The sequence below is a fragment of the Polyangium spumosum genome (assembly GCF_009649845.1).
In the GTDB taxonomy this organism is placed as follows: Bacteria; Myxococcota_A; Polyangia; order Polyangiales; family Polyangiaceae; genus Polyangium; species Polyangium spumosum.
This window is the reverse complement of the sequence record NZ_WJIE01000005.1, coordinates 537,607-562,543: the sequence shown is the minus strand read 5'-3', so window position 1 is coordinate 562,543 and position 24,937 is coordinate 537,607. Positions and strand designations below refer to the sequence as shown.

The following is a 24,937-nucleotide window of genomic DNA, read 5'->3' as shown; positions in this document are numbered from 1 at the left end:
GGGGCTAGAGATCGCTGCCCATCTTGCGGCCGCCGCCGGTCGACGTGGGCGGCGGCGTGGGCGGCTTTTTTGCGGTCCCGGTCCCGAAGGTCGTCGCCGTGCCGCCCGTGCGCGCGCCGGTGGGGAAGGGCGCGGCCGTTCCCGTGCCGATCGGCGCCTGCGTCGCCGTCCCGACCGCCGCGGTGTTTGCCGGCGGCGTCTCCGGCGGCGCTTCCTCCGTCGCCGCGACCGTCGGCGTCGGCGCGAGCGTGGGCGTCGGCGTCGGCACCGGCGGAGCTTGCGTCGCGGCGGCCTGCGTGGTCATGGCCGGCGGCTGCGCGGGCGCGGGTTTGTCGAGCACGAACTTCCAGACGATGAGGCCACTCGCCGCGACGAGCAGCGTCCCGAGCAGGCCGATCGCCACCATCGCGCCGTTGCCGCTCTTCGGCGGCACGCCTGCGACCGTCAGGCCTGCCTGCGACATCCCGAGGCTCGGGTGCGACATCCCGAGGTTCGTCCCGGGGATCAAGCCCGGCTGCCCCATGACCATGGGGTTCTGCTGGCTCAAACGCGGGTCGAAGCCGCCGACCATGGGGTTTTGCGCGCTCAAACGCGGGTCGAAGCCCTGCGGCAAGCCGAGCGGGCCCGTGCCGACGAGGGGGTTCTGCTGGCTCATGCGCGGATCGAAGCCGCCCATGCCGCCCGGCTGGATCGTGGGGATGCGGCCCGCGGCGAGCTCGGGGCCGGCCGGGTTCGCCATCATCCACTGCGCGACGGCGGCCTGGAACTCGCGCGCCGTCTGGAAGCGGATGTTGACGTCGCGGATCATCGCCTTCGCGATGAGCTGGGCGAAGGCCGGGTCGAGGTTCGGCACGACGAGCTCGGCGGGATCGGGCGACTCGAGCGCGATCTTGAAGACGAGCTCGTTGAACGTCTGCGCCTGGTAGGGCAAGCGCCCCGTGATCGCCTGGTACATGACCACGCCGACCGAGTAGAGGTCGCTGCGCGCGTCGATCCTCCCGCCCCGCGCCTGCTCGGGCGACATGTAGTAGGGCGTGCCCATGACCGCGCCGGTCTTGGTCATGCTCATGTCGGTGTCGAGCGCCGAGAACTTCGACACGCCGAAATCGAGGATCTTGACGAAGTCGCGCTGGTTCTTGTTCGTCACCAGGTGGACGTTGTCGGGCTTGAGATCTCGATGGACGATCCCCGCGTCGTGCGCGGCCGCGAGCCCCTCGAGCAGGCCGTGGATGAGCGGCGCGAGCTCCTGCGGCGTGAGGCGCTTGCGCTTCTTGATGCGCTGGCCGAGGCTCTCGCCGTCGAGGTACTCCATGACCATGAAGCGCTCGCCGCTCGGCAGGTTGCCGAGGTCGAGCACCTCGACGATGTGCTCGGAGCCGATGCGCCCCGCGGCCTGCGCCTCGCGTTCGAAGCGCTGGACGACGTCCTCTTTGCCCGACACCGACGCGTGCAGGACCTTGATGGCCACGCGCCGGTGGATGCGCTCGTTTTCGCCCTCGTAGACCGCGCCCATCCCTCCCTGCCCGAGGAGGCGGGTGATGCGGTACTTGCCTTCGATGATGTTGCCGGGCTGGAGCGTCATCGGCTGCGTTTCATCATACCGCGCGAAAGGCGCATGGAGTCGAGTTCTCGTCGGTGATGCCGCGCGCCTCGCGCGAACGGCGATGCGCCCTCACAGGTCGTCCGAAATGCGGCGCTTGCCGGTGCTCTTCGTCCCCGGCGACGTACGCACGGGGGTCGCGCCGCGCGTGTTCGGCGTCGACGTCGGCGGCGGCGTGATGATCCGCGTGGAGCCCTCCTCCACCGCCGGCGCCTCCACCTCCGCGCTCGCAGGCAGCGGCGCGACCGTGGGCAACACGGCGGAGGGCGCCTTCGCGGGGGCCGCGGACGTGGAGGCCGCGGGCGCCTCTGCCTCCTCGCTCGTGTCTCGCGTCAAGCGCACGAGCATCATGATGATCGCGCCCAGGACGAACACGATCACGAAGGCCGAGCCGCCTACGAGGGCGATGAGCCGTTTTTGCGGCTGCGGCTGCGCCTTCGGCGGCAGGCCCGTGATCGACGAGGGCAGGACGGGCAGCCCCGCGGGCGAAGGGCCCGACATCGGCGGTTGTCTGTGGCTCGGCGGCGGCGGCGGGTTCGGCGGAGCCGGGCGCGCGGCGGGGTACCCCGGCTTCCGGTCCATGATGACCGTGCCGTGGTCCGCGATCATCAGGTCGTCGTCGTCCTCGGGGGCGCTCATGGAGGGCGATGGGGTGCGCGGGTCGAGCGGCTCTGGGACGGCGCCGAGGCCACGTCGAGCCCGGAAGGTGGCGAGCGCCTGCGCGAGGTCCTTGGGCCGTTGATACCGGACCCTCGTGTCGCGCGCCATGGCCTTGTGCACGATCGTCGCGAGCTCGGGGTCGACGTTGGGCGCGATCGATTCGATGGGCGCTGGGTCCCCCATCACAATGGTGAAGAGGAGTTCATCTTCGGCGCTCGTGGGGAAGGGGACCTGACCTGCGAGGCACTCGTACAGGATCACGCCGAGCGCGTAGACGTCGGCCCGCGCGTCGACCTCGTTCGTGGTGCGGATCTGCTCGGGGGCGGTGTAGGGCGTGGCGTGATCGGGCGGCTGCTTCTCCGCGATGTGCGCCACGCCGAAATCGAGGACCTTGACGAGCTCGGCGCGAGCGAGGGGGCCCCGCGCGAGGAAGACGCTCTCGGGCTCGAGGGCGCGGTGCACGACGCCGGCTGCAAGTGCGTCGGCGAGGCCGCGGGCGATCTGGATGCCGATGCGGCTCGCCTCGTCGGCGTCGAGGCGGCCACGCTCGCGCATGCGGTCGCGTAACGTCACCCCTTCGCGTGGCTCCTTCACGAGCACACGCGCGACGCCGGGGATCTCCACGTCGTCGAGGATCTTGTCGACGTGCGGCGAGGGCACGCCGCTCGCGGCCTGCGCGTCACGCGCGAACGCGGCGAGGGCGGAGGCGGGGCGATCGAGCCGCGACGTAGCGAGCTCCTCGAGCGTGACGCGCCGATGGATCTCGACATTTTCGCCCTCGTAGACGGGGCCGTGTTTGCCTTCGCCGAGCGCGCGAAGGACGCGGTACCTGCCGCCGTAGATCTGGCCGATCTGAAGAGCCATCGTCCGGCGCCCGAACCCCCCGAAAAGTACCGATGGGAAAGTACCACGGCGCCGGAATCTTGCGCTCCCCCACGGTCGAACCCCTTTGATTTCCCACGATCTCGAGACCGTCCTGGTAAGTCTCGTGCTCACCCTCTGGACGGCCGCTCAGGGTCGGAGTACGGCCGGGCGGTGCTCGTAGGACTCGATCGGCTCCCTCGCCTCCCTTCGGTCACCTCTCGCTTGAACCGCACGCGATTCGGCGTGCTCGCGCATCCGGCCAGCGTGGATCGGGGCATCGAGCACATCGGCGACGTGCTCGCCCGCATCGGCTGCAAACCCGCGCTCTTCTTCGGGCCGGAGCACGGCTACGGGGGCGAAGCGCAGGACATGGTCGACGTGCCGCACGCGAAAGACAGACGCACCGGCGCGCCGATCATCAGCCTCTACGGCGATCGCTTCGAGGACCTCTCGCCGAGGCCCGAGCACCTCGCGTCGATCGACCTCTTGCTCATCGACCTCGCCGACGTGGGCGCGCGTTACTACACGTTCGTCTGGACCGCGCTGCTCGCGCTGCGCGCGGCGGCGAAGGCGGGCGTGCCGGTGATCCTGCTCGATCGGCCGAACCCGATCACGGGCTCGCGCCGCACGATCGAGGGGCGCTCGCAGGCCCCGGGGTTCCAGTCGTTCGTCGGCCTCGAGCCGATCCCGGTCCGGCACTCGCTCACGATCGGCGAGGTGGTCGCGCTCTTCGCGCGTCGCGAGGGCATCCCGCTCGGCGACGCGCTCTCGATCGTGACCGTGGAGGGCTGGGACCGCGAGAAATACGCGGACGTGTGGGACCGGCCCTTCGTGATGCCCTCGCCGAACATGCCGACGTGCTGCACGGCGATGGCGTATCCGGGCGGCTGCTTGATCGAAGGCACGAACCTCTCCGAGGGGCGCGGCACGACGCGGCCCTTCGAGATCGTCGGCGCGCCGTGGCTCGACGGGCATCAGCTCGCGCAGGGGCTGCGGGCGACGGGGCTGCCTGGTTTCGTCGCGCGACCTCTCACGTTCCGGCCGACGTTCCAGAAGCACGCGGGACAGATCTGCGGCGGCGTGCAGATCCACATCGCCGATCGCATGACGTTCCGGCCCGTCGCCACGTACACCGCGCTCGTGGCGCTCGCGCGCCGGCAGAACCCGGAGAGCTTCTTGTTCCGCACGGAGCGCTACGAGTACATCGACACGATCCCCGCCTTCGACCTGCTCACGGGCTCGGACGAGGCGCGGCGCGCGATCGAGGCGGGCGAGGACGCGCGTTCGGTCGCCGAGTACGTGTCGGCGCCGGATCCGACCTGGCCGGACGTGATGGCCGAGGCGAGCGCGGCGCTGCAAGAAGCGGCGATTTGAGCGGGGACGGCGGCCCTCGGTGGCCTACCTGCTCGGCATTTCCGGCGCTACGCTGAGGGGTCGCCGAGGAGGCTCACCTGCATGATCACCGAGCCGGTCACGAAGGCGCTCGCAGGGTTCGACGAGGGGGTCCGGAGGGACGCGGCCGCGTTCGTTCACGCGTTCTGCAAGGACCTGTGCATCGAGGTGGCGATCTTCCAGCCGGAGGATCTGATCACGGCGGTCGAGGACGCGGTGAGCGCGGCGGGTCGCGCGGCGTCGCCGATGTTCACGGAGCGGCTGCGCGGCATGCTGCTCGGGTACATGCACGAGCGGATGGTCGACCTCGCGCGGGTCGGCGAGCTCTTGCCGACGGGGCTCGACGGCGCGCGTTTCGCGGCGCTCGTGAACGAGGTCCAGCGGACCTACGGGCTTTTGCCCTCGCCCGACGTGAGCGTGTACGTCTACGGGGTCGTCGACAACCGGAGCGGCCGCATGTTCGAGGTGGAGCTGCCGGGCCGGAAGGTCGAGTCGGAGACGACGCTCGATCCGAGCGACGGACCGCTCGCGCAGCATCGGGCCGTGATCCCGACGCTGCAGGAGGCGATCGCCTCGGGGCGGATCGGCGTGAACGAGGCGAGCGGAGGATCCCACAAGCGCCTGCCGCTCGTGTCGTTCACCCGGGTGCTGGAGGGGGCTCCGGTCCTCGAGGTGATCGGGCCGATGGCGGTGCGGTGAGGCGCTAGAGCACGCGGTCGAGATCGCCGTCGCCCCAACTGTAGTACCAGCGGTGCGCGTCGAAGACGGCCGGATCCATCCCCTCGGAGGCGTGGACCTGGAAGGGTTTGCCCTCGCGCGCGAAGAACCCGGCGCGCCCGAGGTTCTTCGCGTGCGGGCCGCGGTCGTTGAGCTGCGTCACGAGCGCCTCGGCGCCCGAGGCCGCGGCGGCGATCGAGAGCGCCGAGGCGAAGTCGTCCGGATGCGCGACGAGGTCCACGAGCGCGACGCGCGTGCCGGCGCGCTCGAGCACGCAGAAGCCGAGTGGTTCGTCGTGGTGCAGGACGACGAAGGCGCGCTGCGCGCGCGCGGGGCTCTCGACGAAGCGCCACGCGTAATACGCGGCGTCGCGCACGGGGGTGACGACGGTGTCGTCGATGGCGCGTTCGAAGATCCGATCGACGCGGCCGTCGCGCCCCTCGATGGGCGCGAGGCGCGCGCCGCGGGTGACGAGGCGCGCGAGGGGGCCGAGGAGGCCCTGCAAGATACGCGGGCGCGCGTAACGGCGTACGTGACAGACCACGCGCGCGCCGGCGCGCTCGAGGGCGCGGAGGTTGTGTGGTTCGGGCGGGCCGAACATGACCTCGACGCCTGCCTTGCGCATCTCTTCGAGCGAGGCGCGGTGCATCGCGGTGGCGATGCCGCGCCTCCGGGCCGAGGGGCGCACGTAGCCGTCGCCTCCGACGGAGCCGAGGCGCGTGCGGCCGGCGATGAGCATGCGGCGCGGGAAGACCGAGGTGATCCCGAGCGGCTCGCCGCTCCGTTCGTCGCGGGCGATCACCGTCACGGCCTTGCCGTGCGGGTTCTGCTCGTAGAGCCAGGCGTGCCTGCGCGCGACGTCCGACCCGGGCAGGTGCTCGGAGAGCAAATGCAGCACGTAGTCGCGGTGCCGTGCGTCGGCGCGTTCGATGAGGAATCCAGGAGAAGTGGTCACGTCCGGGCGCGCTGCAAGGCGCGCGCCGGGCCGGCTCGGCCGTGGGCGTCAGATCACGTCGAACGGATAGGCGCCGTCGACGTAGGCGCGCCCGGCGATCTGCTTGCGCAGCTCGTCGTCGTTGCGCTGGAAGTCCGAGACGGTCTGCCGGAGGCGTTTGTGGGCCATGTTCAGGTAGAGCGAGCAGAGGTCGATCTCGCGCCGCGCCCCGTCCTCGCCGCGCCGCTCGATCGCGCGTGTCGTGCGCGTGAGGCAAGCGGCGATGGCGAAGAGGTCCATCACCATGTCGGCCATGCGGAGCTGCGTGAACTGCATCTCGGCGATGTCCCGTCCGTGCCTGCGCAGGACGTTCTCCGCCTGCGCGGCGAGCTCCGAGACGTACTCCTCGAAGATCACGGTCTCGCGACCGAGCAAGGGGTGCGCGCGGCTCAAACGCTCACGTCCGAGCGCGGCGCGGGCCTTGCGGAGCGCGAAGTCGCTGAGCAGCCCGAAGCCCTTGATCGGCTCGCGCATCGCCTTCGCGACCTCGGCGAGCGCCTTGCCCGGCGCGGCCATGCCCGAGAGCGCGATGAAGCAACGCAGGATCTCGTTCGTGCCCTCGAAGATGAGGTTGATCCGCGAGTCGCGCAGGATCCGTTCGTACGGATACTCCTGCATGTAGCCGATGCCGGCCGCGATCTGGAGCGTCTCGTTGACGACGCTCCAGACCGTCTCCGAGCCCTTCACCTTGCAGATCGCGCTCTCCAGCGAGTAGTCGGCGATCTTCGAGTCGACGAGGCCCGCCGTGAGGTACGTCATCGACTCGAGCGCGTACGTCTCGGCGAGCATGCGCGCGATCTTGTCCTTGATGAGCCCGAACTCGCCGATGTTGCGGCCGAAGGCGCGCCGCTCCTCGACGCGCGCGATCGCCAGGCGGAGCAGCGTCTTGCACACGCCGACGCAGCCCGAGGCGAGGCCGAGGCGCCCCGAGTTCAGGACCTCCATCGCGACCTTGAACCCCTTGCCCACGTCGCCGACGACGTTCTCCCGGGGCACGCGCACGTTCTCCAGGAAGATCTCGGTCGTGGACGAGCCGCGGATCCCGAGCTTGTGCTCGTTCGGCCCGCTCGTGACGCCCATGCCGCGCTCCACGATGAACGCGGTGATCTTCGGCTTGGCGCCCTCCTCGAGCGCGCTCGTGCGGGCGAAGACCGTGAACACGTCCGCGAAGCCGCCGTTCGTGATCCAGATCTTCGACCCGTTCAGCACGTACGCCGCGCCTCCGTCGACGCTCTCGGCGCGTGTCTTGATCGCCGCGGCGTCGGAGCCTGCGGAGGGCTCGGTGAGCGCGAAGGCCGCGACCGACTCCCCCGTGGCGAGCTTCGGCAAGTACTGCCGCTTCTGCTCGGGCGTGCCGAAGAGCAGGAGCGACTTGTAGCCGATCGACTGGTGCGCCCCGAGCGTCACCGCGATCGACGCGTCCATGCCGCCGATCTCCTGCATGACGCGCGCGTACGCCGCCGTGGACAGGCCGATGCCGCCGTACTCGGTGGGGACCTGCAGGCCGAAGAGCCCGAGCGATTTGAGGCCCTCCATGACCTCCTTCGGGATCTCGTGCTCGCGGTCGATCTTCGCGCTGTCCACGTTCGCCGCGAAGAACCGGCGCACGCTGTCGAGGATCATCGACGTGCTCTGCCGCTCCTCGGACGTCATCTCCGGGTACGGGAAGATCATGTCCTCGGCGATCACGCCGTGGAAGAGCGCCTTCGTGAAGCTTTGCTCGATCGTCGGGGGCACTCGCTCGTTGTAGCAAGTATTTCCCGGACGAGGACTAGCTCGCGGTCTCCTCCGACGTCGGAGGCTTCTGCTCGCCCGACTTCGGCCCGTCCTTCGAGCTCTTCGGCTCGGGCAGCTCCGCGGGCGAGTGCACGACGGGGGTCGTCGTCGCCGGCGGCGGAGGTGGCGCCGGCGGAGGCGGCGCGCCGTGCACGACGGGTGTCTTCTCGGCGTCCTGCTTGTCGCGCTGCCAGGGGTACTTGATGCGGCCGTGGTAGAGGTTCACGAGCGTCGTCGCCATGCGCGTCGTGATGATGCGCAGGTCCTCCAGCGTGAGCCCCGACTCGTCGAGCTGCCCGCTCGAGAGCTTCGTGAAGATCACGCGCTGGATCATCTCCTCGAACTTCTTCTGCTCGGGCGGCCAGATCGTCCGGCTCGCGGCCTCGATCGAGTCGACGAGCATGAGGATCGCCGTCTCCTTCGTCTGCGGCTTCATGCCCGGGTAGCGGAAGTACTCCTGCGTCAGGCCTCGCGGGTTTCCCTGCTCCTTGCACTTGTGCCAGAAGAACTCGACGACCTGCGTGCCGTGGTGCGTGTAGGCGAACTCCACGACGGGCTCGGGGATGCGGCCGTCGCGCAGGATCTTCGTGCCCATCACGACGTGCGCCATGATCGCGTCGGCCGAGACCTCGGGGTCGAGCTCCTCGTGCGGCGACTTCTCGCCGTGCGCGAGGTTCTCCACGAAATACTTGGGCTGCACGGTCTTGCCGAGGTCGTGGTAGTAGGCGCCGACGCGCGTGAGCAGCGCGTCCGAGCCGATCGCGCTCGCCGCCGCCTCGGCGAGGTTCGCCATCGCGCGCGCGTGCTCCCAGCTCCCCGGCGCCTCGGCCGCCATCTTCCGCAAGAGCGGCTGCTCGAGGTCGGTCAGATCGATCAGCTTGTCCCGAGAGACATGGCCCATCGCGCGCTCGGCCGGATCGCGCAGCGCGCGCGCCAGGATGCCCGCGAGCATGCCGCCGCCAATGCAGGCGAGGACGCTCGAGCTCGTGCCGCGGAGGATGTCGGCGAGGAGGTTGAACCTGCCCTCGTAGATCACGGTGAGCGCGACGAACACGACCGCGCCCGAGACGCCCGCGAGCGTGCCCGCGACGAGCATCTGCCGCGCGTGCTTGCGATCGAAGAAGAAGAGCGTGGCCGCGACGCCGCGCACGAGCAGCACCGACAGGAGGATGTTGTCGAAGCGCAGGAGTGATGCGGCGACGAAGGCGACGGCGAGGTCGACGAGGAAGGCCGTGCGACGATCGAACGCGTGCGCGACCCAGAGCGGCAGCGCCGCCATCGGCACCCAGAACTCCGGCAGCGCCGTGAACAGGAGCATGCCCTTGGCGAGCGCGACGCTGCCCGCCATCAAGCTGAGCAGGCCGAGCTGCGCTCGCAGGAGCCGCACGCGGTTCTGCCCGAAGCGCCGCAGGTACGCGGTGAGCATGAGGCAGACGATGAAATGGATGACGAAGTTGGAGACGAGGCGCGCCGTCGCCGGAGGCCTGCGCGTCGATTCGTAGGCGAAGGCGGCGCGGTGCTCGTCGTTCTCCTCCCGGAGCAGGGTGCCGCGGGGAACGACCACGCGCGCGTGCTCGTACGCGAGCCGGCCCGAACGAGCGTCGCGGACGATCCGCGGGCCGTACGGGATACGCAGCGTGACCGGCGCCGCCGCTCCGAGGCGCGGCGCCATGGAGGGCAGGTACAGCTCGAAGGTGCCGATGGCCGTGAACAGCGCGGCGAAAATCAGGCTCAGCACGAGGCCGGCGGACGCCCCTGCTCGAACACGCGTGGCTAGCATCATTCGCTCGGGCCTCGGCGTGGCCTCGGCCGAATGCGGCCCGAGACGCCTCGGACACGCGGATCGGCCGACCGTAGCAGGCATTTCGCCGCGCGTCAGGCAGATCGCACCGGCCACGCCCGCCAAACACCCGCCGACGCCGGCCAAGCTCGGGGGTCGCTTCCTCGAGGCCCTGGAAAGTCGCCAAAAACCGCTCTCGGATCGTGGGGTTTTTGCCGCACACGGTCGAAGATTGCCGGCCGGCTCGGAACTTGCTACGCACACACAATGTCGTCCCCGCTCCGCGCGCTTCTTTCGAGCCGACGGGGCGCGCTCGTCATGGGGGTTTGTAATCGGACCCCGGACTCATTCTCGGATGGGGGACGATTCCTGGATGATGCGGCAGCCGCTAGGCATGTGCGGGGGCTCGTGATCGAAGGAGCGCACATCCTCGACATCGGCGCCGAGTCGACGCGGCCGGGCGCGGAGCCGGTCGACGCGGCCGAGCAGATCCGGCGCATCGGCGGGCTCGTCCGCGAGAGCGCGGCGCTCGGCGTGGTGGTCTCGATCGACACGACGTCGCCCGACGTCGCCGCGTGGGCCCTCGGCGAGGGCGCGCGCATCGTGAACACGGTCTCCCTCGAGCCAGCGGCCGAGCTCGGCGCGCTCTGCGCGAGCTTCGGCGCTTCCCTCGTCCTGATGCATTGCCGCGGATCGATGACCGACATGCGCGGCTTCTCGATCTACGACGACGACGCGTACGGCGACGTGGTCGCGGACGTGTCGCGCGAGTGGACCGCGGCGGCCGAACGAGCGATCGCGGCGGGCCTGCCGCGCGAGGACCTCGTGCTCGATCCCGGGCTCGGGTTCGCGAAGAACACGAAGCACTCGATCGAGCTCTGCGCGCGGCTCTCCGAGCTCGTGGCGCTCGGCTTCCCGGTGCTCGTGGGGCCGAGCCGGAAATCGTTCGTCGCGCGCGCGGCGACGACGCCGGACGCGAAGGCGCTCGCGCCGCCGGGGGAGCGGCTCGGCGGGACGATCGCCGCGGTGCTCGCGTGCGTGGCGCGCGGCGCGGCCATCGTGCGGGTGCACGACGTCGCGGTGGTGGTGCAAGCGCTCGCGGTCGCGGCGGCGATCGACGCGGGCCGAGGAGGGGAAGCCTGAGCCATGCTCGACGGCCTGCTTCGCCTCTTCGCGGCCCGCCCGCTCCTGCAGATCCTGCGGGACCTGCTCGACATCTTCATCGTCGCGTACGTCATCTACCGCGCGCTGCTCGTCTTGCGCGGCACGCGCGCGATGCAGATGGGCCTCGGCCTCGGCATCGTCTTTCTGCTCTACCTCGCGGCGAAGACGTTCGAGCTCGTCACGCTCCTGCACCTGCTCTCGTGGCTGCTCTCGTCGATCATCCTGATCGTCGTCGTCGTCTTCCAGAACGACATCCGCCGCGCGCTGATCCGCATGGGTTCGAAGGCGTGGCTCGCCGGCGGTCGCGAGCAGCAGTCGCGCGTGATCGACGAGGTCGTGGCCGCGGCGACGGAGCTCGCGCGCCATCGCATGGGCGCGATCATCGCCTTCGAGCAGGACGCGAACGTGCTCGAGTTCTGCAAGAGCGACGGCGTCGCGCTCGACTCGGTGGTGACGCGGGAGCTGCTCGTGAGCCTCTTCGTCCCCGAGTCGGTGAACAAGCTGCACGACGGCGCCGTCCTGATCCGCGACCTCAAGATCGCGCGCGCGGGCGTGTTCTTCCCGATGCCCGAGACGAAGGTGCTCGACGCGAGCCTCGGCTCGCGCCACCGCGCCGCGCTCGGCATCACGGAGGAGACCGACGCGGTCGTCGTCGTGGTCAGCGAGGAGCGCGGCACGATCAGCTTCTGCTTCAGCGGCAACATCGTCTCGAACCTCGACGGCCAGTCGCTCCGGCACGCGCTCCTCGGCCTCTTCGGCCGCTCGTCGCGCAAGAAGCAGAAGGCGGCCGCCGCGCGCAAACCGCCGGCCCCGCCGGCCCCGAGCCCGCCGCAGCCCTCGCGCACGCCCGCGGTCCCGCCGCCCGCTCCGACCGTGCGTCCGTCGATCCCGACGCCCGTCTCCGTCACCGCGACGCCGATGCCCGGCGTCCCGGGCACGCCCACGTCGCGCATGCCGCAGAGCGCGACGCCGATGCGACCGGCCTCGACCACGGAGATGCCGCCGGCCTCGGTCGCCGCGCCGACCTTGCGCCCGAGCACGTTCGTGCCCGCGTCCTCCGTGCCTCCGCCGCCGCCGGCCGCGGAGGCGGCGACGACGTCGTCCACCACGTCGACCTCGGCCACGATGCCGCCGCCTGCCGTGGTGCCCGTGGCGCCGCAGGAGACGCCTCCGAGTACACCTCCCGGTCCACCTTCGAGCGCGCCTCCGGGCACGCAGCCTGCGCCTCGCGCGGGTGAAGGCGCCGGCAGCCCCACGCACGGTGACGACTCATGACGGCCAAGGACGGGATCCGCGAGAACATCCGCGCGGCGCTGCTCGACAACATCGGGCTGAAGATCCTGTCGCTCCTCTGCGCGCTCGGGATCTACGCGTTCATCCACGGCGCCGAGAACGCGCAGCGCACGTTCTCCGTCAGCGTCGTGTCGATCATGCCGCCGGAGAGCGCGAACCGGCAGCTCATGACCCAGATCCCCAACGAGGTGAAGGTCACGCTGCGCGGCTCGCGCACGCAGCTCGACGACCTGCGCAGCGACGACCTCGGCACGCTCCAGCTCAACCTGCGCAGCGGGCGCGAGACGAACGTCGACCTCAAGCCGAGCATGTTCCGTGTCCCCACGGGCGTGGCCATCGAGGAGGTCCAGCCGCCCTCGATCGAGCTGCGCTGGGACGACGTCGTCGAGCGCGAGATCCCCGTACAGATCGCGCGCACGGGCGAGCCTGCGCCCTCCTTCGCGGTGAAGGGCGTGATCGGCTCCGAGCCGAAGGTCGTGCAGGCGCGTGGTCCCCGCTCGATCGTGGACGTCATGCAGTACGCGCGCGCGGCGCCGTTCGACGTGACGGGCTTGACCGAGGGTGTCTACCGCCGACCCTTGCCGCTCGACAAGCCGCCGAAGCTCGTGATCTACGACGTCGAGAGCGTGATCGCGACGGTCGAGATCGCGCGTGAGCTCGCGAAGAAGGAGTTCGCGAACCTGCGCGTCGAGGTCGTGGGGTTGCCGCGCGCGACGACCATGCCGCCCACGGTGAAGGTGCGGCTCGTCGGTTCGAACGACGACGTGAACGCGGTCTCGCCCGAGTCGCTCGTGCCGCGCGTGGAGCCGAAGGCCTCCGGCGCGGACGTGAGCAAGCCGGGCAGCGCGTACCTCGACGTGCTCCTCGAGGTGCCGCACGTGAAGGTCGTGGTCGATCCGCCGAAGGTGCTCGTGAAGTGGTGACGCGAGCGCTGACCTAGCGCTCGGGGACCTTGATCTCGCCGCGGATCACGCGCTCGGCGAGCGCCTCCACCTTCTTCTTCGTCTCCTCGGGGATGCCCGCGGCGTGGGGCCCTTCGTCGACGTACCCCACGGCGTCCTCCGCGAGCCCGAACGTGCGCAGCCCGCCCTGGAAGCGGCCCTCGGCGACGTCCTCGATCGCGTCGAACACGGCGACGTCGCCGCGCTTGATCATGCTCGTCAGCACCGTGCCGGGCATCTCGTCGTGCTGGTCCGCGTCGACGCCGATCGCCTTCACGCCCATGTCACGCGCCGCCTCGAAGACGCCTTGCCCCGTCGTCCCCGCCGCGTGGTAGACGACGTCCGCGCCCGCGGCGATCTGGCTGATCGCAAGCGCCTTGCCCTTCACCGGATCGCGGAACGCGTCGGGGGTCGTGCCCGCGAAGCCTACCTGCACCTCGCAGCGCGGACAAACCTCCTCGACGCCGGCGCGGTAACCCGCCTCGAACTTGCGGATGAGCGGGATGTCCATGCCGCCCACGAACCCCACGCGTCCCGTCTTCGACACGAGCCCGGCGACGGCGCCGACGAGGAACGAGCCCTCCTCCTCGCGGAAACGAAGGCCCACGACGTTCGGCGGGATCGAGCCCTCCATCGGCGGCGCGTAGTCGATGCAGGCGAAGCGCGTGCTCGGGAAATCACGCGCCACCACGTTCACGTCCGTCGAGAAGATGAACCCCACGCCGATGACGAGGTCGAAGCCGCGCGCCGCGAAGAGGCGCATCGCCGCCTCGCGATCCTCCGCGCCGCTCGGCTCGAGCACCTCCGTCGTCACGCCGAGCTCGCGCGACGCGCGCGACAGGCCCTCGTACGCCGCGTCGTTGAAGCTCTTGTCCCCGCGCCCTCCGACGTCGAACACCAGGCCCACGCGCACGTTCGTGTGTGGACCTTCCGGCCGCGGCTCCTCCGCGCGCGCCGGCAGCAGCGTCGACGCGGCCGCCGCGAGCGTGACGACGAGCGTCACCACCGTCAGCTTCGACGCGGCAGGGGGGCTCTTTTCGGCCATGAACCGAGGCTAGCGCAGAGGCGCCCTCGATGGAGCACCGCGCCCGCGGTATGGTTCGCTCCTCGATGTCCTCGATGCGCCTGGCCGTCCTCCTCGTCGTCGTCCTTGCCGCGCTCGCGCCTGCCGCGCCTGCGGGCGCGCAGACCGAGGCGAAGCCTGCGCTCCTCGATCGTGTGGTCGTCCGGTGGCATGCGCCCGAGACGGGCGGCGTCACGCGTCCGCAGTTCGTCTACGAGCGCGAGCTCGCGTTCGAGGCGCGTATCGAGGCCATGGCCGATCCGGATCCGGATCCGGCGCCCTTCACCGATCGCCACGTCCGCGGCGCGCTCGATCGCCACATCGCCGAGACGCTGCTCGCGAACCTGCCCATCCTGCCTGCGCCCGACGCCAAGGAGATCGCGATCCGCGCCGAGTCCGCGCGCGCGGTGCTCGAGCAACGCGTGCGTGGACGGGACAAGCTCATCGCCGCGGCCAGGGCGGAGGGGATCGGCTCGGACGAGATCGACGCGCTCCTCCGGCGCCAGGCGCGCGCGAGCCTCTACCTCGACCGCATGGTCGCGCCGATGCTCGCGCCGAGCGACCCGGAGCTGCGCGCGCTCTTGCGCACGGGCACCACGCCCTTCACGGGTCGCCCGTACGAGCAGGTCTCGGTCGCGCTGGGTCGGTGGGTCGTGGCGCGGAGGCTCGGCGATGCGATCGCGAGTTACTACCAGACCGCGCGTTCACGCGTGACGGTCACGATCGTACGATCTCGTTAGATCGGAGGCTCAGGACGAAGCGGAGCGCGCTTCGCCGCCGACGATCTCTTGCGAGGCGGGGGCGGGCTCTTCTTCGGTGTGCGCGTGGCTGCCCTCGTAATGATGGGCGAACGAGCGAGCGGCGCGACGGGCCTTCAGGAACTCCGCGAAGGCCGTGAGCGTGTCGAGGTCGCGCGGGCCGAGGGCGTCGGCGATGTCGCGCAGGTTCTTGCGCAGCGTCTCCACGCTCTTTCCGCGGCGCAGCTCGCGCGGCGGCTCGTCACCACGCTCGCGCGTGCTCGGGACGGGCGCGGCGGTGTCCGCGGCGGCTGATCCTTCGCTGCGTGAGGGCGGCTGCTCGGGCACCCACACGGGGCGCGCGATCGGGTTCAGCGCGTGCGCGTTCAGCCACGCTTCCATGAAGATGCGGAGCCGCTCGCTGCGGAACGAGAACCAGCGCTCGCGCTCCGGGCCGTAGCTCATCAGCACGTCCTTGAAGCGTCGGAAGGCGCCTTTTCCGTCGATCGCTTGCGTCAGCTTTCCCTGCAGCTCCGGGTCCTCCACCATCGGGATGAAGCGCTCCATCCAGCGGTATTGCTCGCGGGAGCTCACCGGGTCGATGCGGAGGTAGTTCGGATCGGCCGCGATGCGCGCGTGCATCTGCGGGTCCGCGACTCCGTCGACGACGCGCAGGACGTCACCCGTCACGAGGTGAAGGTAAGAGTGGACCTCGGGCGCGTTGTTCTCGAACGCGTCCTCCAGCGCCTCCCAATCGATCGGGATGTCCCGGTAGACCACCCCCGAGGTGGAAGGATTTTCAGGCTTCGGCATTTCCTCCTCATCGAGCGACACGACCCGACGTGTGGCGGGCCGGCCGGGCCTCTGCAGGGGAACCAAGTGAGAACGGGAGCTCTCCGTTGACATAGAATTTTACGCTCTGTGAGGTCGCTTTGGGGTGAACTCTCGCAACATAGTGCCTGTTCCCCAGGCCGGAAGCTCGGCCATCTCCGTGCGATGGGCTTCGCCGTGACCGGTTCGTCCCAGGCGCCCGGTGCGCCAGCTTGCCAAGCGTCCCACTTCTTGTCCCCGAAAACAGCGAAGTAGCAGGTTCGCGCCGGAAATGCTCGTAAAGCGAACGGACGAGCGTATCTGGCCGGAGCTGGTCTGTCCGGGGCGGGGAAAATGAAGCGTCGAAAATTCGTCAACCGCGCGACGAGCGGGCGCGGGCGACGGCGTCGGACCAGCGGTCGAGGTGGGTTTTGCGCTCGTTTGCGGACATCGCGACCTCGAACGTCCGCTCGACCCGGGACATCCGGGCCGCGTCGCGCATGCCGCGGAAGAGGCCGGCGCCCACGCCCGCGAGCATGGCGGCGCCGCGGGCGGTCGACTCGAGCTCGATGGGGCGCTCGATCGTGAGGGCCGCCGTGTCGGCCTGGTACTGCATGAGCAGGTCGTTGTTCGCGGCGCCGCCGTCGACGCGCATGCGGCCGAGGGGCTTGCCGAGGTCGTCGCCCATCGCGCGGAGCAGGTCCGTCACTTCGAGCGCGATGCCCTCGAGCGTGGCGCGCGCGAGGTGCGCCTTCGTCGTGCCGCGCGTGATGCCGTGGATGATCCCGCGCGCGTTCGCATCCCAGTACGGCGCGCCGAGGCCCGAGAGCGCGGGCACGAACGTCACGCCTTCGCTCGAGGGCACGCTCGCGGCGAGCGGCTCGATCTCGGCCGCGCTGCGGATGATGCCGAGCCCGTCGCGCAGCCATTGCACGGCCGCGCCCGCGATGAAGGCGCTGCCTTCGAGGGCGAAGACGACCTCGCTCCCCACCTTCCAGCCTACGGTCGTGAGCAAGCCGAAGCGGCTCGTGATGGGCTTTTCGCCGATGTTGACGAGGACGAAGGCGCCCGTGCCGTAGGTGCATTTCGCGTCGCCCGTGTCGAAGCAGGCCTGACCGAAGAGCGCGGCTTGTTGATCGCCGGCGATGCCCGTGATCGGCACGCCGTCGGGCAGGTGCGGGAATCCATGCGTCTTCGCGATGAGCCCGGCCGAGTCGACGATCTTCGGCAGCACCGAGCGCGGGGCGCGGAAGAGCGCGAGCATCTCGGCGTCCCAGTCGAGCGTCTCGAGGCTCATGAGCAGCGTGCGCGAGGCGTTCGTCACGTCGGTCGCGTGCACGGGCGAGCCGCCCATCGCGCCGCCGGACAGGCGCCAGACGAGGTAGCTGTCGATGGTGCCGAAGGCGAGCTCGCCGCGCTCGGCGCGCTCGCGGGCGCCGTCGACGTTGTCGAGCAACCAGGTGAGCTTCGTGCCGGCGAAGTACGGATCGAGCACGAGCCCGGTCGTCCGTTTCACGTCGGGCTCGTGGCCGCGCTCGCGCAGGAGCGCGCACGTATCGGCGGTGCGCCGGTCTTGCCAGACGATCGCGCGGTGGATGGGCTTGTCGGTCGCGCGTTGCCAGACGAGCGTGGTCTCGCGCTGGTTCGTGATGCCGACGGCGGCGATGCGGTCGCCCTTGATCGAGGCCGAGGCGAGCGCGGCCTCCACCGATTCGAGCACGCTTTGCCAGATGTCCTCGGGCTCGTGCTCGACGAGGCCGGGGCGGGGAAAGTGCTGCGGGAACTCGCGCGTCGCGCGTCCGCGTGTGGTCCCTTCTGTGTCGAGCACGAGGGAGGTCGTCCCGGTCGTCCCTTGATCGATCGCGAGCAGAAGGTCGGCGGCCATGGTTTCGGCCCTAGCCCAGGGGCCGCGGGGGGGGAAGGGACGATCGGCGCGTCGAACCTCTCGCTTAATCCCTGGAGAAGGAATACACTTCTTCGCGTACCGGTTCGGCGGCCGTCTGCCTTTTGTGCGGGCAGGGCCTCCCGTGGTTGTCGGAATGCAAGCGCAACGGCTCACCTGATGGCTCGACTGATCCTGCAGACCGCCGAAGGGCAGCAGGCCATCGAGCTGCGGCCCGTGAACTCGTTGGGGCGCCACCCCAACAACTCGATCCAGCTTCTCGACAAGATCGTCTCCAAGGAGCACTGCATCATCGAGCTCCGCGGGGCGCAGTTTTACCTGCGTGATCTGGGCAGCTTGAACGGGACGTTCATCAACAACGAGCGGGTCCGCGGCGAGGCTCCCCTGAAGCACGGCGACGAGATCGCCCTCGGATCGACGCGGGGTCGCTTCGACGACACGCCGTCGCCCGTCGCGGGGACCGCAGGGGGGCCGCCGCCCGCGCCCGCGCCCGCGCCGCAGCAAGCCTGGGCCGCCACGCCGCAGCCGGCCCCCGTCGCGCCGTCTCCGCTTGCACAGTCGGCCCACGTGCTGCCGGCGGTGCCCGCGGCGACCGCGAATCGTCCGCCGCAAGGGGCCTTCGCGCCGCCGCCGATGCCGCCGCGGCCCGTGGGTCCGCAGCCGCCGAATTTGGGTTCGCGCCCCGGCGGTCCTGGGTTGCCTGCGCCGAACCCGGCGCTCGGCATCCCGAACGCGAGCCCCAACCTCACGATGATGGGGAGGGGCTCGGGCGCGCACACGTTCGTCACGGGCCCGCACTCCTACGTCGCGCAGGGCACGCGGATCGACCTCAACGATCAAGCGCGCCAGATCGGCACGCAGATCGCCGCGGTGGAGAAGGGCTTCTTGCCCTTCGACCGCCTCGCGAGCGACCTGAACCAGCTCCGCGCCGACTACGAGCGGCTGCGCTTGTCGCACGAGCTCTCGCGCGAGATCGCCTCCGAGCGCGACACCTCGAAGCTGCTCGACAAGATCCTCGCGAGCATCTTCAAGTTCATCCGCGCCGATCGCGGCGTCATCTTCCTCCGCGACGACAACGGCGAGCTCACGCCGCGCGCCTCGCAGCGCCGCGACGGCACGACGGCGCCGATCAGCGTCTCGTCGACGATCCTGAACCACGTGGTCAAGGAGCGCGCGGCCGTCCTCACGCACGACGCGGCGATGGATTTTGCGGCCTCCAAGGGCAAGAGCATGATCCTGAACCGGATCAGCTCGGCGATCGTCGTGCCGCTCGTCGCGCCGAACAACTCGCAGGACGTGCTCGGCGTGCTCTGGCTCGACTCGGAGACGCTCGCGCAGTTCCAGCCGAAGGACCTCGAGCTCGTGGTGGCCGTGGCCCATCAGGCCTCGATGTTCATCGAGATCAACATCCTCGGGAAGAAGATCGAGAACGAGATCATCGCCCGGGAGCGCTTCTCGCGGCTGCTCTCGCCGAACATCGCCGAGCGCGTGATGAGCGGCCAGCTCGAGGTGCGCCTCGGCGGTCAGCGCGTCGAGGAGTGCACGGTCTTCAACAGCGACATCCGCGGCTTCACCGCGATGAGCGAGAACACCCCGCCCGAAGAGCTCGTCGACATGCTCAACGAGTACTTCGAGCTCATGGTGGACACGATCTTCAAGTACGAGGGCACGCTCGACAAGTTCATGGGCGACGGGATCATGGCCATCTGGGGCGCGCCCGTGATCCACCCCGACGACGCGATCCGCAGCGTGTTCTGCGCGCTGGAGATGGGGGAGGTCCTCGGCGATTTCAACCGGAGGCGCCTCGAGCGTGACCTCGCCCCGCTCGCCATCGGCATCGGCATCCACACGGGCCCGCTCGTCGCGGGGTACATCGGCAGCTCCAAGGCGCTCTCGTACACGGTCATCGGCGACACCGCGAACACCTCGGCCCGCCTCTGCTCGGTGGCGCTGGCCGGACAGATCGTGGTCAGCGAGATGACGCACGACCGGCTCGCGGGTCGGTTCGAGACGGAGGAGCTCCCGTCGGCGAAGGTGAAGGGCAAGGAGAAGCCGCTGCGCGTCTTCAACGTGATCCGTCCAGCCACGTCGGCGCAGGTCCCCGCGAACCTCATCGCCGAGCCGACGATCTCGGAGTAGACCCGAGCTCGTCATGTTCGTGCTGCCGTTCGAGAAGCCGATCGCCGATCTGGTCGAGAAGGTGCGGGCGCTGCGGGCGCTCGCTGCGTCGGATCGCAGGTTCGAACCTGAGCTCGCGCGCCTCGAAGAGAAGACGTCGCGGCTCGCGCGCGAGATCTTCGCGGACCTCACGCCGATCCAGAAGGTCCAGCTCTCGCGCCACGCGAACCGGCCCTACACGCTCGACTACGTCAAGCGCCTCTTCACCGGCTGGGTCGAGCTCAAAGGGGATCGTCGCTTCGCCGAGGATCCGTCGATCGTCGCGGGGCTCGCGTCGTTTCACGGCCGCAGCGTCGTCGTGGTCGGCCACCAGAAGGGGCGCGGCACCAAGGAGAACGTGAAGCGCAACTTCGGCATGCCCCACCCCGAGGGCTACCGGAAGGCGATCCGCATGTACGAGCTCGCCGACAAGTTTGGCCTGCCCGTGCTCACGTTCATCGACACGCCCGGCGCGTATCCCGGCATCGGCGCCGAGGAGCGCGGGCAGAGCGAGGCCATCGGCGCGGCGCTCGCGGCCATGGCGAGGGCGCGCGTGCCGATCGTCGCGACGATCATCGGCGAGGGTGGATCGGGCGGCGCGCTCGCGCTCGGCGTGGCCAACCGCGTGCTCGTGCTCGAGTTTGGTTGTTACTCGGTCATCTCGCCCGAGGGCTGCGCGGCGATCCTCTGGAACGACGGCGCGCGCGCGGACGAAGCGGCGGCGCAGCTCAAGATCACCGCGCCCGAGCTCCTGCAGCTCGGCGTGGTCGACGCCGTCGTGGAGGAGCCGACGGGCGGCGCGCATCAGGACCACGACGAGGCCGCGCGTATGCTCGACGTCGCGCTCTGGCAGACGCTCACCTCGCTCGACGGGCTCACGGGGGACGAGCTCGTCGACGATCGGTATCAGCGCTTCCGCGCGCTCGGGTCTTTCCTCGCCTGACCTTTCCCGCGCGGCGGGAGGGCGCTATACGCGGCGGATGCGTTTCGCTTGGGAGCGGCCGTGACCGTACCCGTCGCCCTCGTCGGCTGCGGCGCGTGGGGCGAAAACCTCCTGCGTGTCCTCTGCGAGAGCCCGCGGGCCGAGCTCGTCGCGGTCGCCGAGACGAGCCCCGCGCGGCGCGAGGTGGCGCGCGTGAAGGCGAAGACGGCTGCGATCGTCGAGAGCCTGGAGGAGGCCGCCGCGCTCGGCGCGCGCGCCGTGGTGATCGCCACGCCGCCGCGCTCGCATGCCTCGCTCGTGCTGGCGGCGCTCGACGCGGGGCTCGACGTCTTCGTCGAGAAGCCGCTCGCGCTCTCGGCGGCGGACGCGGAGGCTTGTGTGACGCGCGCGGCGGCGCTCGGGCGCGTCGTGATGGTGGGGCACCTCTTGCGGTATCACCCGGCGGTCGAGCGGCTCGTCGCGATGGTGCACGAGGGTGCGCTCGGCGTGATCCGGCACCTCGCCGCGTCGCGGCTCTCCATTCGTGGGGATCGATCGGTGCCGGCGCTCTGGTCGCTCGGCCCGCACGACCTCTCGATCGTGCATGCGATCGAGCCGCTCCGGGTCGAGTCGATCGAGGCGACGAGCGGGCCCGACGGCGATCCGGTCGTTCTCGGGCTGCGCACGTATTCGGGCCTCGCGGCGCGGATCGAGCTCTCGCGCGTGCATGCGACGAAGGAGCGAAGGATCGTGGTGGTGGGTTCGTCCGCGGTGGTGATGCTCGACGACGTGCGCGCGCCGGATCGGGTCTTCTTGTCGCGGCGCCCGGATGGTTCCTTCGAGGGCCCGACCGAGGAGATCCGCGTCCCCTGGCGTGAGCCGATGGCCGTCGAGATCGATCATTTCCTTCGTTGCGTGGAGGAGCGCCGCGTCCCGCGTACGCCGTTCGAGGAGGGCGCGGTCGTCGTGCGGGTGCTCGAGAAGGCCGAGCGGGTGCTCGTCGACGGCGGCGGGATCAGGCCGACTTCGCTCCGAGCCGAAGGATCGTGATCTCCGGCGCCGCGCCGAGCCGCACCGGCGGCCCCGTCGTGCCGAGCCCGGGGTTCACGTACAACCACGCGTCGCCCTCGCGGTAGAGGTCGGCGTGGTAGCGGTAGACGCGGGCCGAGAGGTTCCAGCGCGTCGAGAAAAACGGCACGGCGACCTGACCCCAGTGCGTGTGCCCCGAGAGCACGAGCGACGCGCCCCGCGCCGACAGATCCGGGAAGAGCTGCGGATCGTGGGCCAGGACGACGAGCGGCGCGCCGCTCTCGTGTCCGTCGACCGCGCGGCGCACGTCGGCGCGGCGCGACCACGTGTCGTCCACGCCCGCGATCACGAGCGCTGCGCCGCTGCGCTCGATCGACGTGCGCTCGTTGCGCAGGACCACGATGCCGGCCTCGCGCAGCTTCACCACGAGCGCCTCGCCGTCGCCGAAGTAGTCGTGGTTGCCCATCACGGCGATCACCCCGTCGCGGCTCGGCAGCGAGCTCGCGAGCGCGGCGACCTCGCCGTGGAACGCGTCGCCGCTCGTCACGTAATCGCCCGTCAGCGCCACGAGGTCGACGTCGAGCGCGCGGACGGTGTCGGCCCAGCGCTCTGCGTGCTCGCGCGGGCAGAGCGCGCCGATGTGCAGGTCCGACAGGTGGGCGATGCGGTAGCCCTCGAAGGCGGGCGGCAGGCCGCGGATGGGCACGTCGATCGTCCGCACGCGGACCCAGCGCCGCCGCACGAACACGCCCCAGCCGGCGAGCGCGAGCCCGAGCCCGTACGCCGCGATCGCGAGCGTGCCCGACGTGGGCACGAGCGCCGCGGGGACCACGAAGGCCGCGATCATCGACAGGGCGAGCCCTGCGACCCAGATCGGCAGCGCCGCGACGAGGGCGCACCAGTGCACGTAGTACGGCTCCTCGACGAGCAGGCGGCGCAGGCGGGGCACCGGGCGATCGGCCGAAGCGAGGAGCATCCGTCCGCGGAACGTGTAGGCGAGCAGCGCGGAGAGCACGAGCGCGAAGAGCCACGGCGACGGCGCGCCGGCCCGCGTGAGGAGCGCGTGTGCTGCGACGGCGAACGTCACGTGCAGCGCGGCGGTCACGGCAAACAGGACGGTCCAGAACCTTCGCATCACCCTCCGACATCGCAGCGAAAGTGGCTGCTTTACGCCGCCCGAAGCTTCATGCTAGCGCGCGAGTCCCCAGAGCACAGGAAGCGAGCACGATGAGCGATCCGAGGATCGAGCCCACGATGGTCAAGGCCCCGCACGGCGCGCGGACCATGGAGATCCAGTGGGCCGACGGGCACAAGAGCGTGCTTCCGCACGAGACCCTTCGCGGCTACTGCCCGTGCGCGGTCTGCCAGGGCCACGGCGGCACCATCCACTTCGTGCCGGGCGGCGACCTCTCCCTTCGCGACATCCAGCAGGTCGGCAACTACGCCCTGCAGTTCACCTGGGGCGACCAGCACGACACGGGGATCTACTCCTTCCGTTACCTCCGCTCGCTTTGCCAGTGCGACGCGTGCAAGCCGACGTTCAACCCGGGATCGACGCCGTGAACGACCAATCCAAGACGGCGAAGAAGAAAAAAAGCGCGGCGGCCCCGAAGCCCAAGGGCGCGCCCGCCGAGGCCAAGAAGAAGAAGTCGCTCGATCCCAGGCAGATCGTCCACGCGGACTTCCTCGCCGCGGCGGCGCCGGGCTCCTCGCTCCCTGCGCCGACCATGGCCGAGATCGCCTTCGCGGGTCGATCGAACGTGGGCAAGTCGAGCCTCATCAACACGCTCGTCGAGCGCAAGGGCCTCGTGCGCACGGGGGCCACGCCCGGCGTCACGCGCCAGATCAACCTCTTCGAGGCGCGCGCGCGGGACGGCGCGACCTTCCACCTCATCGACCTTCCCGGCTACGGCTACGCGAGGCGCTCGAAGGCCGAACGGACGGCGTGGGGCGACCTCATCGAGGGCTACCTGCGCAGCCGCGTCACCCTCGCGGCCCTCGTGATCCTGGTCGACGCGCGGCGTGGCCTCGAGGAGGACGACCTCGAGCTCATCCAGTTCGTGGAGGAGGCGCGCGACGTCCAGCGCAGGCCCGTGGAGGTCGTCATCGTCGCCACGAAGATCGACAAGATCGGGCGCTCGGCGAGCCGCAGCGCCACGGCGGCGATGGCCAAGCGCACGGGGCGCAAGGTGCTCGGCTTCTCGTCGGTCACGGCCGAGGGCCGCGCCGAGCTCTGGGCGCTGCTCCGCAAGGTCACGCTCGGCGCGCCCGAGGCCGCGCCCGAGGCCGCGCCCGAAGCCGCGCCCGAGGCGAAGGACGTCGAGCCCGAGCCTTCCTGACGGCGTGGGTGTGCGTGTTGATCTCCGCGTGTGGGGCGTGCCCGCGCTTGCGAAGCGTGCTCAGCCGCGGGGGAGCGTACGCCGATGCGCACCGTAAATCGGTTGACGTTCGGCCGGTGTACACCTTTCGTTAGGTGGCGATGACGGCGGGTGGGCGCCAGAGCCGGGCAGAGCGGGACGCGCTGGACGCGCGCGCCATGCGCCGCATCTGCGACGGCGACGACGACGCCATCGCGGAGATCTACGATCGTCACGCGAGCGTCGCGTACGGGCTCGCGCTCAAGATCGTGCGCGACGCGCTCGAGGCCGAGGACGTGGTGCACGACGCGTTCGTCGCCATCGTCGAGCGCGCCGATCAGTACCGCGCCGAGCGAGGCACGGTCGTCGCGTGGCTCGTCACGACGGTGCGCAACCTGGCCCTCGATCGGGCGCGGCGGCGCACCCGCAGGGCGCAGATCACGGAGGAGGAGCTCCGGCACGAGCCTGCCGAGCCCGTCGTGGATCCCGAGTCGACCTCGGTCCTCGACCTCGAGCGCCGCGCGGTTCGGGCGGCGCTCGTTGGTCTGCCTGCGGCGCAACGCGCGACGCTGGAGACGGCCTTCTTCGAGGGGCTCAGTTATCCGGAGATCGCCGAGCGCGACGGCGTGCCGCTCGGCACCGTGAAGTCCCGCGCGGCGCGCGCCCTCTCGGCCTTGCGCGTGGCCCTCGAAGGGCCGCTCGAGATGCGCGGGGTGGGCGGATCCGAGGACGAGTGAAAGGGCGGGTTTGGGTGGAAAATCGGGTCGAGCCCCCTTCG

General features: G+C 70.5%; 21 protein-coding genes. 12 read left to right on the top strand and 9 right to left on the bottom strand.

The window, feature by feature from the left end:
- Positions 1-4: 4 nt before the first annotated feature.
- Both GF068_RS19665 and GF068_RS19660 read right to left on the bottom strand, forming a co-directional pair.
- The gene (locus tag GF068_RS19665) at positions 5-1,582 is read right to left on the bottom strand and encodes a serine/threonine-protein kinase (protein ID WP_153820940.1); all 1,578 of its coding nucleotides are present in this window, start codon (positions 1,580-1,582) and stop codon (positions 5-7) included.
- A gap of 90 nt (positions 1,583-1,672) precedes the next feature.
- Positions 1,673-3,124: a serine/threonine-protein kinase gene (locus tag GF068_RS19660; RefSeq protein ID WP_153820939.1), complete on the bottom strand. Its 1,452-nt coding sequence runs from the start codon at positions 3,122-3,124 to the stop codon at positions 1,673-1,675.
- A gap of 222 nt (positions 3,125-3,346) precedes the next feature.
- Here GF068_RS19660 and GF068_RS19655 point away from each other — a divergent pair, with 222 nt between their 5' ends.
- Together GF068_RS19655 and GF068_RS19650 are read left to right on the top strand one after the other, a co-directional pair.
- Positions 3,347-4,498, top strand: a complete 1,152-nt coding sequence (locus tag GF068_RS19655; RefSeq protein ID WP_240807045.1) for an exo-beta-N-acetylmuramidase NamZ family protein — start codon at positions 3,347-3,349, stop codon at positions 4,496-4,498.
- Between the two features lie 81 nt (positions 4,499-4,579).
- Complete coding sequence (locus tag GF068_RS19650; RefSeq protein ID WP_153820937.1) at positions 4,580-5,215, top strand: hypothetical protein; 636 nt, start codon at positions 4,580-4,582, stop codon at positions 5,213-5,215.
- A gap of 4 nt (positions 5,216-5,219) precedes the next feature.
- Here GF068_RS19650 and GF068_RS19645 read toward each other — a convergent pair whose 3' ends face one another.
- The 3 genes from GF068_RS19645 to GF068_RS19635 are packed head-to-tail and all read right to left on the bottom strand — an operon-like array spanning position 5,220 to position 9,741.
- A complete protein-coding gene (locus GF068_RS19645; RefSeq protein ID WP_153820936.1) occupies positions 5,220-6,188 on the bottom strand; it encodes a GNAT family N-acetyltransferase in 969 nt (322 codons plus the stop codon).
- Between the two features lie 48 nt (positions 6,189-6,236).
- On the bottom strand, positions 6,237-7,964 hold the full coding sequence (locus GF068_RS19640; protein ID WP_338046473.1) for an acyl-CoA dehydrogenase family protein: 1,728 nt from the start codon (positions 7,962-7,964) through the stop codon (positions 6,237-6,239).
- A gap of 34 nt (positions 7,965-7,998) precedes the next feature.
- Positions 7,999-9,741: an HDIG domain-containing metalloprotein gene (locus tag GF068_RS19635; protein ID WP_338046472.1), complete on the bottom strand. Its 1,743-nt coding sequence runs from the start codon at positions 9,739-9,741 to the stop codon at positions 7,999-8,001.
- Between the two features lie 309 nt (positions 9,742-10,050).
- On the opposite strand from GF068_RS19635, the gene folP reads away from it, so the two are divergent.
- From folP to GF068_RS19620, 3 genes are read left to right on the top strand one after another with little or no spacing between them, the layout of a single operon-like run.
- Positions 10,051-10,926, top strand: coding sequence for a dihydropteroate synthase (gene folP / locus GF068_RS19630; RefSeq protein ID WP_240807044.1), 876 nt, complete (start codon positions 10,051-10,053; stop codon positions 10,924-10,926).
- Positions 10,927-10,929: 3 nt separating this feature from the next.
- Positions 10,930-12,222, top strand: coding sequence for a diadenylate cyclase CdaA (gene cdaA, locus GF068_RS19625; RefSeq protein ID WP_240807043.1), 1,293 nt, complete (start codon positions 10,930-10,932; stop codon positions 12,220-12,222).
- A complete protein-coding gene (locus GF068_RS19620) occupies positions 12,219-13,163 on the top strand; it encodes a CdaR family protein (protein WP_153820935.1) in 945 nt (314 codons plus the stop codon). The genes cdaA and GF068_RS19620 overlap by 4 nt, the downstream gene beginning before the upstream one ends.
- Before the next feature lie 13 nt (positions 13,164-13,176).
- Here GF068_RS19620 and GF068_RS19615 read toward each other — a convergent pair whose 3' ends face one another.
- On the bottom strand, positions 13,177-14,226 hold the full coding sequence (locus tag GF068_RS19615) for a BMP family lipoprotein (protein WP_153820934.1): 1,050 nt from the start codon (positions 14,224-14,226) through the stop codon (positions 13,177-13,179).
- Between the two features lie 65 nt (positions 14,227-14,291).
- Between GF068_RS19615 and GF068_RS19610 the strand changes: the two genes are divergently transcribed.
- The gene (locus GF068_RS19610) at positions 14,292-14,984 is read left to right on the top strand and encodes a hypothetical protein (protein WP_240807042.1); all 693 of its coding nucleotides are present in this window, start codon (positions 14,292-14,294) and stop codon (positions 14,982-14,984) included.
- A 9-nt stretch (positions 14,985-14,993) separates the two neighbouring features.
- Here GF068_RS19610 and GF068_RS19605 read toward each other — a convergent pair whose 3' ends face one another.
- Positions 14,994-15,794 (bottom strand): UPF0158 family protein, encoded by an 801-nt coding sequence (locus tag GF068_RS19605; RefSeq protein WP_153820933.1) that lies wholly within the window; start codon positions 15,792-15,794, stop codon positions 14,994-14,996.
- Between the two features lie 370 nt (positions 15,795-16,164).
- Complete coding sequence (gene glpK / locus GF068_RS19600) at positions 16,165-17,676, bottom strand: glycerol kinase GlpK (RefSeq protein WP_153820932.1); 1,512 nt, start codon at positions 17,674-17,676, stop codon at positions 16,165-16,167.
- Between the two features lie 177 nt (positions 17,677-17,853).
- Between glpK and GF068_RS19595 the strand changes: the two genes are divergently transcribed.
- Genes GF068_RS19595 through GF068_RS19585 form a run of 3 tightly spaced genes read left to right on the top strand, consistent with a single transcriptional unit; the run spans position 17,854 to position 21,823 of the window.
- The gene (locus GF068_RS19595; protein WP_153820931.1) at positions 17,854-19,833 is read left to right on the top strand and encodes an adenylate/guanylate cyclase domain-containing protein; all 1,980 of its coding nucleotides are present in this window, start codon (positions 17,854-17,856) and stop codon (positions 19,831-19,833) included.
- Positions 19,834-19,846: 13 nt separating this feature from the next.
- Positions 19,847-20,794 carry an acetyl-CoA carboxylase carboxyltransferase subunit alpha gene (locus GF068_RS19590; RefSeq protein ID WP_153820930.1) on the top strand — a complete coding sequence of 316 codons (948 nt, stop codon included), beginning with the start codon at positions 19,847-19,849 and terminating at the stop codon, positions 20,792-20,794.
- Positions 20,795-20,854: 60 nt separating this feature from the next.
- Positions 20,855-21,823, top strand: coding sequence for a Gfo/Idh/MocA family protein (locus tag GF068_RS19585; protein WP_338046471.1), 969 nt, complete (start codon positions 20,855-20,857; stop codon positions 21,821-21,823).
- Here GF068_RS19585 and GF068_RS19580 read toward each other — a convergent pair.
- Positions 21,789-22,937 carry a metallophosphoesterase gene (locus GF068_RS19580; RefSeq protein WP_153820928.1) on the bottom strand — a complete coding sequence of 383 codons (1,149 nt, stop codon included), beginning with the start codon at positions 22,935-22,937 and terminating at the stop codon, positions 21,789-21,791. The genes GF068_RS19585 and GF068_RS19580 overlap by 35 nt on opposite strands.
- Positions 22,938-23,029: 92 nt before the next feature.
- Between GF068_RS19580 and GF068_RS45195 the strand changes: the two genes are divergently transcribed.
- The 3 genes from GF068_RS45195 (at position 23,030) to GF068_RS19570 (ending at position 24,896) form a co-directional block, all read left to right on the top strand.
- Positions 23,030-23,365, top strand: a complete 336-nt coding sequence (locus tag GF068_RS45195; RefSeq protein WP_240807041.1) for a gamma-butyrobetaine hydroxylase family protein — start codon at positions 23,030-23,032, stop codon at positions 23,363-23,365.
- Positions 23,362-24,141, top strand: a complete 780-nt coding sequence (gene yihA / locus GF068_RS45190) for a ribosome biogenesis GTP-binding protein YihA/YsxC (protein ID WP_338046470.1) — start codon at positions 23,362-23,364, stop codon at positions 24,139-24,141. Before GF068_RS45195 ends, yihA begins: the two co-directional genes overlap by 4 nt.
- A gap of 197 nt (positions 24,142-24,338) precedes the next feature.
- Complete coding sequence (locus GF068_RS19570) at positions 24,339-24,896, top strand: RNA polymerase sigma factor (RefSeq protein WP_170319575.1); 558 nt, start codon at positions 24,339-24,341, stop codon at positions 24,894-24,896.
- Positions 24,897-24,937: the final 41 nt, after the last annotated feature.